The sequence below is a fragment of the Duganella sp. 1411 genome, from assembly GCF_017833525.1.
In the GTDB taxonomy this organism is placed as follows: domain Bacteria; phylum Pseudomonadota; class Gammaproteobacteria; order Burkholderiales; family Burkholderiaceae_D; genus Rugamonas.
Genome location: NZ_JAFICD010000002.1, coordinates 374,161 through 386,981 on the forward strand (window position 1 = coordinate 374,161; position 12,821 = coordinate 386,981).

12 protein-coding genes are annotated in these 12,821 nt (G+C 64.6%); 4 read left to right on the forward strand and 8 right to left on the reverse strand.

The genetic code is table 11. The features are described from left to right. Window positions 1-3: 3 nt before the first annotated feature. Window positions 4-1,941 carry a CocE/NonD family hydrolase gene (locus tag JOD97_RS13295; protein ID WP_209718238.1) on the reverse strand — a complete coding sequence of 646 codons (1,938 nt, stop codon included), beginning with the start codon at window positions 1,939-1,941 and terminating at the stop codon, window positions 4-6. Between the two features lie 77 nt (window positions 1,942-2,018). Further along, window positions 2,019-2,282 carry a hypothetical protein gene (locus JOD97_RS13300; RefSeq protein WP_209718241.1) on the reverse strand — a complete coding sequence of 88 codons (264 nt, stop codon included), beginning with the start codon at window positions 2,280-2,282 and terminating at the stop codon, window positions 2,019-2,021. 283 nt (window positions 2,283-2,565) lie between these two features. On the opposite strand from JOD97_RS13300, the gene trpS reads away from it, so the two are divergent. Genes trpS through JOD97_RS13315 form a run of 3 tightly spaced genes read left to right on the forward strand, consistent with a single transcriptional unit; the run spans window position 2,566 to window position 4,903 of the window. After that, window positions 2,566-3,624 (forward strand): tryptophan--tRNA ligase, encoded by a 1,059-nt coding sequence (gene trpS / locus JOD97_RS13305; RefSeq protein ID WP_209718244.1) that lies wholly within the window; start codon window positions 2,566-2,568, stop codon window positions 3,622-3,624. Between the two features lie 5 nt (window positions 3,625-3,629). Beyond that, complete coding sequence (locus JOD97_RS13310) at window positions 3,630-3,932, forward strand: DUF1294 domain-containing protein (protein WP_209718246.1); 303 nt, start codon at window positions 3,630-3,632, stop codon at window positions 3,930-3,932. A gap of 11 nt (window positions 3,933-3,943) precedes the next feature. Next, window positions 3,944-4,903, forward strand: coding sequence for a DMT family transporter (locus tag JOD97_RS13315; RefSeq protein WP_209718249.1), 960 nt, complete (start codon window positions 3,944-3,946; stop codon window positions 4,901-4,903). A gap of 153 nt (window positions 4,904-5,056) precedes the next feature. Here the strand turns inward: JOD97_RS13315 and JOD97_RS13320 are convergent, their stop codons facing one another. From JOD97_RS13320 to JOD97_RS13340, 5 genes are all read right to left on the reverse strand, one after another. Next, on the reverse strand, window positions 5,057-5,695 hold the full coding sequence (locus tag JOD97_RS13320) for an FMN-binding negative transcriptional regulator (protein ID WP_209718252.1): 639 nt from the start codon (window positions 5,693-5,695) through the stop codon (window positions 5,057-5,059). Window positions 5,696-5,795: 100 nt separating this feature from the next. Continuing rightward, entirely contained in the window at window positions 5,796-6,410 is a 615-nt protein-coding gene (locus tag JOD97_RS13325; protein ID WP_209718255.1) for an LON peptidase substrate-binding domain-containing protein, read from the reverse strand. 325 nt (window positions 6,411-6,735) lie between these two features. Beyond that, on the reverse strand, window positions 6,736-7,026 hold the full coding sequence (locus tag JOD97_RS13330; RefSeq protein WP_209718258.1) for an H-NS family nucleoid-associated regulatory protein: 291 nt from the start codon (window positions 7,024-7,026) through the stop codon (window positions 6,736-6,738). A 318-nt stretch (window positions 7,027-7,344) separates the two neighbouring features. Next, window positions 7,345-8,259, reverse strand: coding sequence for a LysR family transcriptional regulator (locus JOD97_RS13335; RefSeq protein WP_209718261.1), 915 nt, complete (start codon window positions 8,257-8,259; stop codon window positions 7,345-7,347). A 57-nt stretch (window positions 8,260-8,316) separates the two neighbouring features. Further along, window positions 8,317-10,563, reverse strand: coding sequence for a TonB-dependent siderophore receptor (locus JOD97_RS13340; RefSeq protein WP_229264431.1), 2,247 nt, complete (start codon window positions 10,561-10,563; stop codon window positions 8,317-8,319). Window positions 10,564-10,786: 223 nt separating this feature from the next. On the opposite strand from JOD97_RS13340, the gene asd reads away from it, so the two are divergent. Then, the gene (gene asd / locus JOD97_RS13345) at window positions 10,787-11,632 is read left to right on the forward strand and encodes an archaetidylserine decarboxylase (protein WP_209718264.1); all 846 of its coding nucleotides are present in this window, start codon (window positions 10,787-10,789) and stop codon (window positions 11,630-11,632) included. 224 nt (window positions 11,633-11,856) lie between these two features. Here asd and JOD97_RS13350 read toward each other — a convergent pair whose 3' ends face one another. Then, window positions 11,857-12,759: a LysR family transcriptional regulator gene (locus JOD97_RS13350; RefSeq protein WP_209718267.1), complete on the reverse strand. Its 903-nt coding sequence runs from the start codon at window positions 12,757-12,759 to the stop codon at window positions 11,857-11,859. Window positions 12,760-12,821: the final 62 nt, after the last annotated feature.

Genomic DNA, 12,821 nt, shown 5'->3' on the forward strand with positions numbered 1-12,821 from the left:
CTTTCACTGCGCCGGCACCACCGGCAGTTCGATCGCGCTGGCCTGGGCGCCGGCGTGGAACACCCTCAGCGTCGCTTTCTGGTAGTCGCCCGCCTTGGCGTGGAAGATATTGGGCACATAGGTTTGCGGATTGCGGTCGTACAGCGGGAACCAGCTGCTCTGGACCTGCACCATCACCCGGTGTCCCGGCAGGAAGACGTGGTTCGCGTTCGGCAGCGCGAAGCGGTACTTCTCGACGGCGTTGGCGGTGATCGGCGACGGGTTCTCCAGGCTGTTGCGGTAGCGGCCGCGGAAGATATCCATCGCGATGCCCAGCTGGTAGCCGCCCAGCTCCGGCTGCGACGGCACCTCGTCCGGGTAGACGTCGATCAGCTTGACCACCCAGTCGGCGTCGGTGCCGGTGGTCGAGGCGAACAGATTGACCATGGGCGCGCCGGCGATCCGCAGCGGCGCCTTGAGCGGTTCGGTGACGTAGCTGAGGACATCGGTGCGGTCCGATACGCCGCGCTGGTCGCTCACCAGCCACGGACGCCAGACGTTGGCGTCGCCCATGCGCACGGGACGCGCGACGAACGGCACCGGCTTGGCCGGGTCGGCGACGTATTCGTCGTAGTTGGCGCCCTCCTGCGCGCCGTCCGCGCCCTGCGGCAGGTCGAAACCGAGTTTGAAGTCCGGCTTCAGATAGATCGGCTTGAGCGGGGCGGCGCAACCGTCGGCGCAGGCCAGCGGCCACCGCTGCAGGCGCTGCCAGCGATTGACGCCGGTCTGGTAGAACAGCACCGGCGGCGTGTCGGCCACCGGCGCGCCATCCTTCAGGTATTGATCGAGGAACGGCAGCATGACGTCGCGGCGGAATTCGAGCGCGGTGTCGCCGGTGAATTTGAGCGGGCCAAGGGTCGAGCCTTCGTAGTTGACGCCACTGTGGCGCCACGGCCCGACCACCAGGAAGTTCTTGTCGTTCGCCTTGTCCTGCGGTTCGACGGCGGCATAGGTGGCGTAGGCGCCGTAGATATCCTCCTGGTCCCAGTAGCCGACCACCGTCATCGTCGGCACCTTGAGCGCGCGCTTGGCCAGGATCTTGTCGAGCGCCTGATGCTGCCAGTAGCTGTCGTAGGCCGGGTGCTCGAACAGCTTGCGCGTGAAGTTCAGTTTATCGAGGCCGAAGCGCTTGGCGTAGTCGCCCGCCGAGCCGGCGCGCAGCACGCCCTCGTAGTCGTCGTAGACGCCGGTGGCGAGCGGGCCGCCGCCGCCCTTGGCGCCGGTCTGGCCGGCGATGTAGCTCAGGTTGGGCATGCGGAAGGCGCCGTTGTGGAACCAGTCGTCGCCGCGCCAGCCGTCGACCATGGGGCTCATCGGCACGGCCGCCTTGAGCGCCGGGTGCGGATCGGTCAGCGCCATCAGCACGGTGAAGCCTTCGTACGAGGAGCCGATCATGCCGACCTTGCCGTTGGTCTCGGGGATGTTCTTGACCAGCCAGTCGATGGTGTCCCAGGCGTCGGTCGCGTGGTCGGTGCGGGTGGCGTTGAGCGGGCCTTTGAGGGGGCGCGTCATGACGTAGTCGCCTTCGGAGCCGTACTTGCCGCGCACGTCCTGGAACGCGCGGATGTAGCCGGCTTCGACCATCACCTCGTCGCCCTGGCCGACCGTGGCCGCGATGCTGGGGCTGGTGTTGCGCTGGGCGCGGCCGCTGGCGCTGTACGGGGTGCGGCTCAATACGATGGGCGCGTGCGTGGCGCCCTTGGGGATGACGATGACGGTGTGGAGTTTGACGCCGTCGCGCATCGGTATCATCACATCGCGCTTGACGTAGTCCGCGTTGGGGATCTCGGCGTCGAATTTGGCGGGAATATCGGGGGCCATCGGTGCCGTTTGCGCGACGGCGGCGGAAGAGATCAGGGCGGACAACAACGAGGACAATACAGCAACGGCGGGAAGACGCATGGAGACTCCAAAAAGGGATTGCCTTGTACGATGGGCAATACTACCTTATGGATTGCAGATTCCGCAACGAAACAGCCTCAGTGCAGCAATTTGAACAGCACGGCGGTGGCGCCGGTCTGGACGATCAGGATCGTGACCATCCATTGGATCAGGTCCGCCTTGAGCCGCGCCATGCTAATCTCCACAGTCGCGATGTCGCCCTTGAACTCGGCTTTCAACTCCGCCAACCGCAGGTCGAGGTAGTCACGGGTGAGCAAATGGCTGTCCATCAATTGAACCAGCGCCAGCGACAGCGCTTTCGCTTGCTTTTCGGAGAAACCGCCCTCGTTGAGAGTATCCATGAACGCCACCAAATTGAAATTACCCGCCATATTGTTCTCCTTTTCAGTTTAGACCGGCGTCGCGCAGACTGGTTCCCCCGCCGACCTTGACAGACCGGCGCCGAACTGCAACCATACGCGCATGATTTTTTTCACCACACCTCACGCCCGTTCGACTTGGCGCCGCTGCTAGCCCGCGGCCACTGTCTACCCATAGTGATGTGATATTTTTATCAACGCCGCCCCTCATCCGGTGGCGTTTTTTATTCGTCGCGCCGGACCGGGGCAACGCAAAGGAACCCTGATGAGTCTGCCTGACCAGTCCCAAGTTATCGCCACGGCGCCTTCCGCCACCGCCGCCAAAGGCCCGACCGTGATCCTGACCGGCGACCGCCCGACCGGCCCGCTGCACCTCGGCCACTTCGTCGGCAGCCTGCGCAACCGCGTCGCCTACCAGCACGATTACAAGCAGTTCATCATGCTGGCCGACGCCCAGGCGCTGACCGACAACATGGACGACACCAACAAGGTCCACCGCAACGTGGTCGAAGTGGCGCTCGACTACCTGGCCGTCGGCATCGATCCCGCCAAATCGACGATCCTGATCCAGTCGCAGATCCCGGAACTGGCCGAGCTGACCTTCTATTACCTGAACATGGTCACCGTGGCGCGCCTCGAGCGCAACCCGACCGTCAAGACCGAGATCGCGCTGCGCGGCTTCGAGCGCGACATCCCGGCCGGCTTCCTGACCTACCCGGCATCGCAGGCGGCCGACATCTCGGCGTTCAAGGCCTCGCTCGTGCCGGTCGGCGAAGACCAGATCCCGATGATCGAACAGACCAACGAGATCGTGCGCCGCTTCAACCGCATCGCCAACAAGGACATCCTGGTCGAATGCAAGGCGCTGGTGCCGGAGATCGGCCGCCTGCCGGGCACCGACGGCAAGGCCAAGATGAGCAAATCGCTCGGCAACACGATCAACCTGGGCGCCACGGCGGTCGAGATCACCGCCGCCGTCAAAAAGGTGTATACCGATCCGCTGCACCTGCGCGTCGAGGACCCGGGCCACCTGGAGGGCAACGTCGCCTTCATCTACCTCGACGCCTTCGATCCCGAAAAGGACAAGCTGGAGGAAATGAAGGCGCATTACGTGCGCGGCGGGCTGGGTGACTCCATCGTCAAGAAGCGCCTGGAAGTGGTGCTGCAGGAGATGCTGGCGCCGATTCGCGCGCGCCGCGAGGAGCTGGCCAAGGATCACGGCTACATCATGCAGATGCTCAAGGAGGGCACGATGCGCGCGCGCGAAGTGGCCGCGCAAACCGCCGACGAAGTCAAGGCCGCCCTCGGCCTGCGCTACTTCTGATACCGGTGACGCCGGACGGCGCGCCGCTGCCGTCGCTGATGCTGCTTTGGCTGGCGTCGGTGTACGGCGTCGCCAGCGTCGCGTGCTTCATCGCCTACGCGGTCGACAAATCGGCCGCCGTCCAGCATCGCCAGCGCATTTCGGAACGCACCCTGCTGCTGGCCGGGCTGGCGTGCGGCTGGCCGGGCGGCCTGCTGGCGCAGCGCTGGCTGCGCCACAAAACCGCCAAGACCTCGTTCCAGATCGCGTTCTGGTGCAGCGTCGTCGCCAACCTGGCCGCCGTCTGGTGGCTGTGCACCCTCTACTAAGGAAGCGGACCATGTGGCAAGGCGTGTTATGCGGCCTGCTGGCCGGCGCGATGTGGGGCATGGTGTTCATCGTGCCGGCCTTCCTGACGTCGTTCACGGCGCTGGAGATGGCCTGCGGGCGCTACATCGCCTATGGCCTCATCGCCGCCGCCCTGATGCTGCCCCGCCTGCCCGCGCTGCTGCGCCGCCTCGACCGCGGCGACGTGGTGGCGATGATCAAGCACGCGCTGGCCGGTAACATCGTCTACTACATGCTGCTCGCGCTGGGCGTGCAGCTGGCCGGCGTGTCGGCGACGTCGCTGATCATCGGCGTGCTGCCGATATCGGTCACCCTGATGGGACAAAAGGATCACGGCTCGGTGCCGATCAAGCAGTTGATGCTGCCGCTGCTGCTGGTGGCCGCCGGCATCGCCTGCATCAACGTCGACGTCTTCACGCACGACCCGGGCAACGGCGCGCCGCTGGCGCACAAGCTGCTCGGCGTGCTGTGCGCCGTCGGCGCGCTGTTGTGCTGGACCTGGTATTCGGTCGACAACGCGCGCTACCTGAAGCGCAACCCGCATTTCAGCAGCGGCGAGTGGTCGGCCTTGTACGGCGTGTCGAGCGGCTTGATCGCGCTGGCGATCGCGCTGCCGATGCTGGCCGTGTTCCATGCCGACGTCACCGGCGCCGGCGCGCGCGCCAGTGGCCGCGACTGGACGCTGTTCTGGATCGTCAACGGCCTGCTCGCGCTGGGGGCGTCGGTGATCGGCAACCACTTGTGGAATGTCGCCAGCCGCAAGGTGCCGTTGACGTTGTCGGGACAGTTGATTTTGTTCGAGACGCTGTTCGCGCTGCTGTATGGCTTTGTCTACAAACAGCAGCTGCCGCGCGGGTTGGAAGTGGCGGCGATGGTGCTGCTGGCCGTCGGCGTCCTGTGGTCGGTGCGCATCCACGCGCTGGACGACGCCAGCGGGGCGCACGCCGGCTGAGCGGGGGCGTTATCGGCGGATCATGGCGGATTACGGCGTTCCGCCTAATCCGCCCTACGTGGTTGCGTGGTCGTTTGGTGTCCGATGTGTTGTTCCACGTAGGGCGGATTAGCGCAGCGTAATCCGCCATCGCCGAGCCGCCGGCGACCCGGCTTATTCCTTGACTATGCGCTCGGCCACCAATTCCGCCATCTCCGGATTCGACTGCGCTTGCAATCCCTCCACCACGCCATGCCGATCGGCCTCGAGGCGATTCTGGCTGACCTTCCATTTACCGACCAAACTGTCGATCGGAATCTCAATGCCGACGATGGCTTTCATGTTCGCGGCCAAAAAATCGGCCGGGGCATCGGCCGGTTTCCACGGCCCTGGCATGCGGCCCTCCTGCGACGCGGTCAGATCGTCCAACTGGCGCCGCAACCACGCGGCGTCGTCCACCACGCGCCCATCGCCGCGCGCCTGGACCACGGCGTAATTCCAGGTCGGGACAACTTTGTGGGTGGTGCGTTTGGTCGCATACCAGGTCGGGCTGATATAGCTCTCCGGCCCCTGGAACAGCACCAGGCAGCGCGCGCCGGATTCCAGCTTGCGCCACAGCGGGTTGGCGCGGGCGACGTGCGCGCGCAGCACCCCAAGTCCCGTCGCGCCCTCGCCGTCGTACAGCATGAAGGGAATCAAATCGGCGGTGACGCCGTCGGCGTCGGCCAGGATCAGGGTCGCCAGCGGATGGGCGCGCATCAAGCCATGGCGGACTTCAAGGCGGTCTTCGGCAAAGGCGCTGGGCAGATACATGGCGTGGCGGGTTGGGTGATGGCGATGCCGCAGTGTAGCAGCGGCCGCGCGGCGCCGACAGGTCCACGGCCGCGCCGGGCGATGGAGCCAGCCAACAAAATCAGTCCAGCAGGCCGTTCTCGCTGAGCACATCCTGGATCAGCTCCAGCCGCAGCACCGGGTTCTCCTGCAGCAGCAAGCGCTGCTTTTCCTCCAGGTCGAGCCGCAGCAATTCGCACCAGCGGTTCGCCACCCAGCCGGCCTCGTCCAACCGGTACGGCGGCGCCAGCGGCATCTTGGCGGTCGAGATCTGCTTCTTTTGCAACGACCGGATCAGCGCGCCCAGCGCGTTGGCGACATCCTGCTGCTCGGTGGGCACCGGCACCACCATGTCCTCGGCGACCGCGTCGACTTCCGCCATCCACAGCCCGTGCTTGAGCTGTTCGGCCGACCTGACCTGGAAGCGCGTGGTGCCGATGCACGAGATCTGCAACAGCCCCGGCAGCGGTGCCGACCAGTCGACGATGCGCGCCATCGTGCCGGCGTCCGACAGCGTTTCCTGCTTGTCCGGCACGCGGATCTCGGTCCCCTCCACCAGCGAGACGACGCCGAACTCTTCGCCGCGCGCGATGCAGCGCTTGATCATGTCGAGATAACGCACTTCGAACACTTGCAACGGCAAATGTCCATCCGGAAACAGGATTGTATTCAGCGGGAATAAGGGAATGGACGACATGCCATTATCATCTCATGAAACAGCCGGGGCCGGCAGGCATGCCTTGCAAGTTAACTAAAAGACGGCGCAAAACGATGGCCCCTTTCATCACAAAAGCAACGCCGATGAGGCGTCCCGCCAACCCGGCGCGGTATTCGCAGGCCATCGCGGCCGCTGTGCAAGCGCGCATCGCGCCTATCGCGGCGGCGTCGCCACCGGAGAAACACGGGGATTAACCGAGTGAATAAGACCGGGCAGAAATGCCGAGCCCCGGCATGGCGCCGGCAATAGAAAATCCGGCGCCGGGTTTATCGACGATAAACCCGCGCACCGGACCGCGACAAACTTACTTAATCAGATACTGGTTTTTGTCTTTGCCTTCGAGCCATTTTGGCGCGCGGCCGCGGCCGGTCCAGGTTTGGCCGGTCGCATCGTCGCGGTACTTGGTCGGCACCGGCGCGCGGGTCTTGACAGGTTTGGCTTTGGTAACGGCGCCCAGATCGGCCACGGTCAAACCATACTCGCGCATGATGGCGGTGACTTGCTCTTTCGCCTTGGCGATTTCGTTTTTACGCGCGGTTTCGGCCAGGTTTTCGAGTTCGGCGATCTTTGCTTTGTATTCTTGGTAAGTGGTCATCTTATTTCCTTCTAATGGGCTGGTTAGTTACTAAAAAACCACATGTGACAATGTGTGAGAATTTTATAAAGCGCAATTTACCATAACTTTGCCTTGATTCTCCATACCTTGGCGTGAGAAATACCAATATAGCGATAAAAATGAATATTTTCCACAACTACGCAATCGAAATCGCCACGGATACGCCACCGTCCAAATAATCGGATCGACAGTCCAGTAATAAAGAATCGTAACGGCCGCGGCCGCGCCGTTACCATTACCAGCGGCGTGGCGGCTATCAGGCGTGAATGCGGCGGGAATAAAGTCGAAAGAAAGCGCTTAACCGCACAGCGGCCGCGGTTCGATACCTTCGGCCACCACCTTGCGGATTAAATTGGCCAGACGGCAGGTCGCCGGGCCGGCCACCTCGGGATTGGCGACGATTAGCGACAGCGACATCTTGCGGCGCTGCCCCACCCGCAGCGGCAACGGCTTGAGCAGCCCTTGCGCCAGTTGATCGTGCATTTTGTGTTCCGCCAGCCAGCCGAAGCCGATGCCGTTGCAGATCATCTCCATGCGCGTTTGCGGATTGGTCACGCTCCAGCGCTGATCGGTGTTGAGCCAGCCGTGATCGCGCGGATTCAGCGTGCCCGAATCGCGCACGACGATTTGCAGGTTGCGGGTCAGGTCGTCCATTTCCAGCTCGCGGCCAAGCTTGTGCAGCGGATGACAGGGATGGGCGACGGCGATGAAGTCGATATCCATCAGCGCGTCGCCGAGAAAGCCGGCCGGGATGCGGCCGGCGATGGCGATATCGACGCGTTTTTCCAGCAACGCGTCCTCCGAGCCGGACAGCACGGTCTCCTCCAGGTTGACACGCGTGTGCCGCGCCCACGGCTCGAACTCGCGCAGCACCTGCACCAGCAGCGCGACCGGGAACAGGCTGTCGACGGCGATGCTCACCTGCGGTTCCCAGCCTTCGGCCAGGCTGACGGCCAGTTGTTCGAGCTGAAAGGCGCCGCCAAGCAGCTCGCGCGCCTTGTTCAGCAGCGCCTTGCCGTTGGGCGTGAGGCGGGCGCGGCGGCCGTCGATCTCCAGCAGTTCGACGCCCAGTTGCTCCTGCAGCTTGGCCACCATGTAGCTGACCGACGACTGGCTGCGGTGCAAGGCCTCGGCCGCCTGGGCGTAGCCGCCGCATTCGACGATCGCTTGCAACACCTGCCATTGTTCCAGCGTGCTCTTGGGGATTTTCATCGGTGTTCCGCGCCTGAAGTTCAGCCGGGAATCATACCACCGGCCCCGGTGCCGGCCTCAGAAGCGCCGTTCCACCGTCACCCGGAACTGGGTCTCGCCGTCGGCCACCGACGCGCGGTTGAGCGTGCCGCGCGCGTCCGCATACTGGCTCTCGGTCACGTAATCCTGCGCCAGCAAATTCGATACGGCAAAGCGCAAACTGTTTTGCGCGTCCAGCTTGAACAAGGCGTAGACGTCGAGGTCGCGCCGCACCGAGGTGTAGGCGCTCTGGGTCTCGCTCTGGCGCGCCAGGCCGCCGTTGCGGAAGCTCAGGCTGCTGCCGGTGCTGAGCATGCCGTCCGGGCTTTTGTAGTCGACGCCCAAGGTGGCGCTCAGCGGCACTTGCTGGTCGAGGCGGTTGTCCGGCCCCGGCACGCTGTCCACCTGCGACCAGTTGCGGCTGACGCTGGCGCGCAGATCGAGCGCCGGCGCGTGGTCCATCACCGCGCGCAGCGGGAACTTGACCTCCAGCTCGATGCCGCGCGTCTCGGCGCGGCCGTCGTTGATCAAGGTCGACACCCAGCGCTCGCCCTCCTGCACCAGGCCCTGGTGCATATAATCCTCGATCCGGCGGATCGACGCGCTGGCGCTGAGCATGCCGCCGTCGCCCCAGTAATGTTCGAACGACGCATCCAGGCCCAGCGCCACTTCCGGCTTCAGGCGCGGATTGCCGCGGCGGTCCGGTTCCAGCCGGCTGTTGTTGGCCGACGTGAAGCGGCGCGGCACCAGGCTGGCCGTCGACGGCGCCTTGTAGGTGCGGGTCAGCGCCACGCGCACCTGGTCCTTTTTGTTGGGCAGCTTGAACAGCGTCTGGAACAGCGGACTGAGCACGCTGGAACGCTGGCTGACGCGCTCCAGGTTGTCGCCCTCGATCGACGTCTGCAGCCCCTCCCAGCGCACGCCGGTGTAGACCGACCAGCGCGGCGTCAGGTTCCACTCGTCCTGCCCGTACAGGGCCAGCCGGGTCGCCCTGGCGGAAAAATCCTCGTCATTGTTGTCCGGCGGCAGACTGCCCGGCAACGGCAGCTCGCGCTGCACGCGGGTATCGTCGCGCTCGGTGACGCCGGCGTCCCAGCCCAGCGCCAGCGCATGCTCGGCCGGCGCCTCTTCCGCGCCCTCGGCCTGGGTGCCGAAGGTCAGCGGCACCGAATACTTGCCCTGGGTGCTGAAACCGGATTCGTCGCTGTGCCCCTGCACCGTGCGGTACAAGCTGGTCGGCGCGCCGCGGTTGGCGCCCAACTGCAGCGAATCGGTGGTGTTGCGGTTCTTGCTGACGCCGGCCTTCAGATCGAGCTTGGCGCCCTCGGCCAGCTTGTGCACCCAGTTCAGATCGGTGCGGGCGTAGCCGTTGTGGCTGCTGAAGACGTTGTCGATGCGGTCGTAGCTCGGGCCCTGGTCGCCGTCCACGTTGACGGTGGTGCGGCTGTGGCTGTTGCTGTCGAAGCGGTTCAGGTTGACGAAGGTCTGCGAGGTCAGCGTGTCGCCGCCGGCCAGCGTCCAGTTGATGCGCGGCGACAGGTTGAAACCGTCCGAGCGGCCCTGGTCGCGCCAGGTCGCGGAGCGGTCGACGTTGGGCACGCCGGCGGCGTCGGTGCCGGTCTCGGTCGACGGCGTCATGCGGTTGTACATATAGCGCCAGGCGTTGCCGCTGAACGAATAGGACATGCCGTCGCGTTTGTCGGACAACTGGAAGCTGGCGCTCGGCGAGCTGAACTTGCTGCCTTTGGCGCCGCTGATCTTCACCTCGTGCTGGGCCACCTTGACGGCCTTCTTCAGCACGATATTGATGGTGCCGGCGATCGACTGGGTGCTGAACTCGGCGCTGGCCGCGCGCAGCACCTCGATGCGCTCGATCACGTCGGGCGCCAGGTTGTCGATCGAAAAGCCGGCCGGCGCGCGTTCGCCGTTGATCAGGATCTGCGTGTAGCCGGCGCCCAGGCCGCGCATGCGGATCTCGCCGCCGGAACGGCCGGCCGCGCCGCCGACGGTGATGCCGGGCAGGCGCTTGAGCACGTCGTTGACCGAGGTGTCGCCGTATTTCTGGATTTCCTCGCTGCCGACGACGATCTTGCTAGCGGTATCATCGCGGCGCGCGTCATAGCTGGCGGCGCTGCCCTTGATCCGCACCGTCTGCATCGGCACGGCTGCCTGCTGGACGGCCGCCGGCTTGGCGTCGGTGGCGCTGTCGCCCCCATCGGCGACGTCGTCGGCATGGGCGCCGGCGGCAAAACACAGCGATAGAACGGCCGCAGCGGTCTGCGTCAAACGGCGTTGGCGGGGAGGCATCATAGCGTGGCGATCGGGAACCGGGGGGAAGCGCCTATTATGCCTTGATTTGACAGAAAGTTTCCTTAATCCAAGTTAACGCGTATCCGTTTAACGAAATTTCATAAACATACATCGTGAAAAAATGAATAGACTCGATTAGGCATGGCGCCACTGGCGGGGCGTTATAATGTTCGATCGTCATTTTGTATGGATTGCCATCGTGTCCGACCGCCTTGCCGTTCTGCCCCATTATCTGCTTCCCAAGGGAGCATTGACCAACTTCGCCGGCCGTGTCGCCGGCGCCAAGGGCGGCGCCATGACCACGCGCCTGATACGCTGGTTTGTCGGCAAATACGACGTCAACATGGGCGAAGCGCTCAATTCGGATATCGCCAGCTACGCCAGCTTCAACGAATTTTTCACGCGCGCGCTGCGCCCGGACGCGCGCCCGCTCGCCGACGCCGACTTCATCTGCCCGATCGACGGCCGCATCAGCCAGTTCGGCGCCATCGATGACGACCAGATCTTCCAGGCCAAGGGCCATAAGTTCAGCACCACGGCGCTGGTCGGCGGCGACGCCGCGCTGGCCGCCAAGTTCCAGCATGGCAGCTTCGCCAACTTGTACCTGAGCCCGCGCGACTACCACCGCATCCACATGCCGTGCGACGGCAAGCTGACGCGCATGATCTATGTTCCGGGCGAGTTGTTCTCGGTGAGCCCGGCCGCCGCGCGCGGCATTCCGGGTTTGTTCGCGCGCAACGAGCGCGTGGTGTGCGTATTCGACACCGCCCACGGGCCGTTCGTGATGACCCTGGTGGGCGCCACCATCGTCGGCAGCATGGCCACGGTGTGGCACGGCGTGGTCAACCCGCCGCGCCTGCCGAAGGTGACCGAATGGACCTATGCCGATCAAAACATCGTGCTGAAGAAAGGCGAGGAGCTGGGGCGTTTCCTGCTGGGTTCGACGGTGGTCATGCTGTTCCCGAAAGACACGCTGAGCTTCAACCCGGCGTGGCAGCCGGCCGGGCCGGTCAGGCTGGGCGAGATGATGGCGAACCTGAAATAATTGGCGGTCCACGACGCTGGCATCATCTAACTTACGTAATTCGCCATGCATGCGCCGCCGGCGGCTCGTGCATGGCGGATTACGCTACGCTAATCCGCCCTACGTAATTTAGATTGTCCTCAGGTTTCAGTGCATCCCGGAGGCACGTAGGGCGGATTAGGCGGAACGCCGTAATCCGCCATGTTTGCGCCGCCAACGGCGCATGCATGGCGGATTACGCTACGCTAATCCGCCCTACGGTCGAACGCCGCCTCCAGCATATCCAGAAACACCCGGGTCTTGGCCGGCATCAACCGCCGCCCCGGGAACACCGCCCACCCCGTCACCTGGGGAAACGACCACTCCGGCAGCACCCGCACCAGCGTCCCCGCCCGCAGGAACGGCGCGGCGATCGCCTCCGTCGACACGCCGATCCCAACGCCATTGCCGGTCATGCGCACGATCATCTCCGGCGAGTTGCCCAGCAAGCGCACCGGTAGCTCGCGCTCCCAGCGCGTCTTGCCGCGCAATAGCGTCCAACGGATCAGGCCATTCACCCTGGGCGGCAAACTGAGCAAATCGTGCTTGAACAAATCGTCTGGATGCTCCGGCAAGCCGCGCAAGCCCGTATAGCTCGGCGAGGCGTACAGCGCCAGCGAACTGAAGGTGATGCGCCGCGCCGCCAGCGAGGCGTCGTCCGGCAGATCGCCCATGCGGATCGCCAGATCGTAGTTCTCCGCCACCAGGTCGACCCGGCGCGGCGACAGATCGAGCTCCAGCGAAATGGCCGGATAGCGGTGCATGAATTGCGCCAGCATCTCGCCAACGCCCGCGTTGGCGAAGTCGGCCGGCATCGACACCCGCAGCAATCCGCTCGGCGCGCCCTGCCGGTGCTGCGCCAGCGCGCCGGCGGCCTCGGTCTCGTCGGCCACCCGGCGGGCGTGCTCCAGCAGGCTGGCGCCGAACTCGGTCAACACCAGCTTGCGCGTGGTGCGCTGAAGCAGCCGCTCCCCCAGATGCGCCTCCAGCAACGATATCCGCCGGGACACCGTCGACTTCGGCAATTGCACCCGCTCGGCAGCCAGGCTGAAACTGCCGCATTCGACGATACGGGCAAACAGCATCAGATCGCCAGGATCGATTTCCACGCAATTCTCCTCGATTGTTCCATCAGTGGATTAATGTTATCCATTCTAACGTCTTCCGCCAC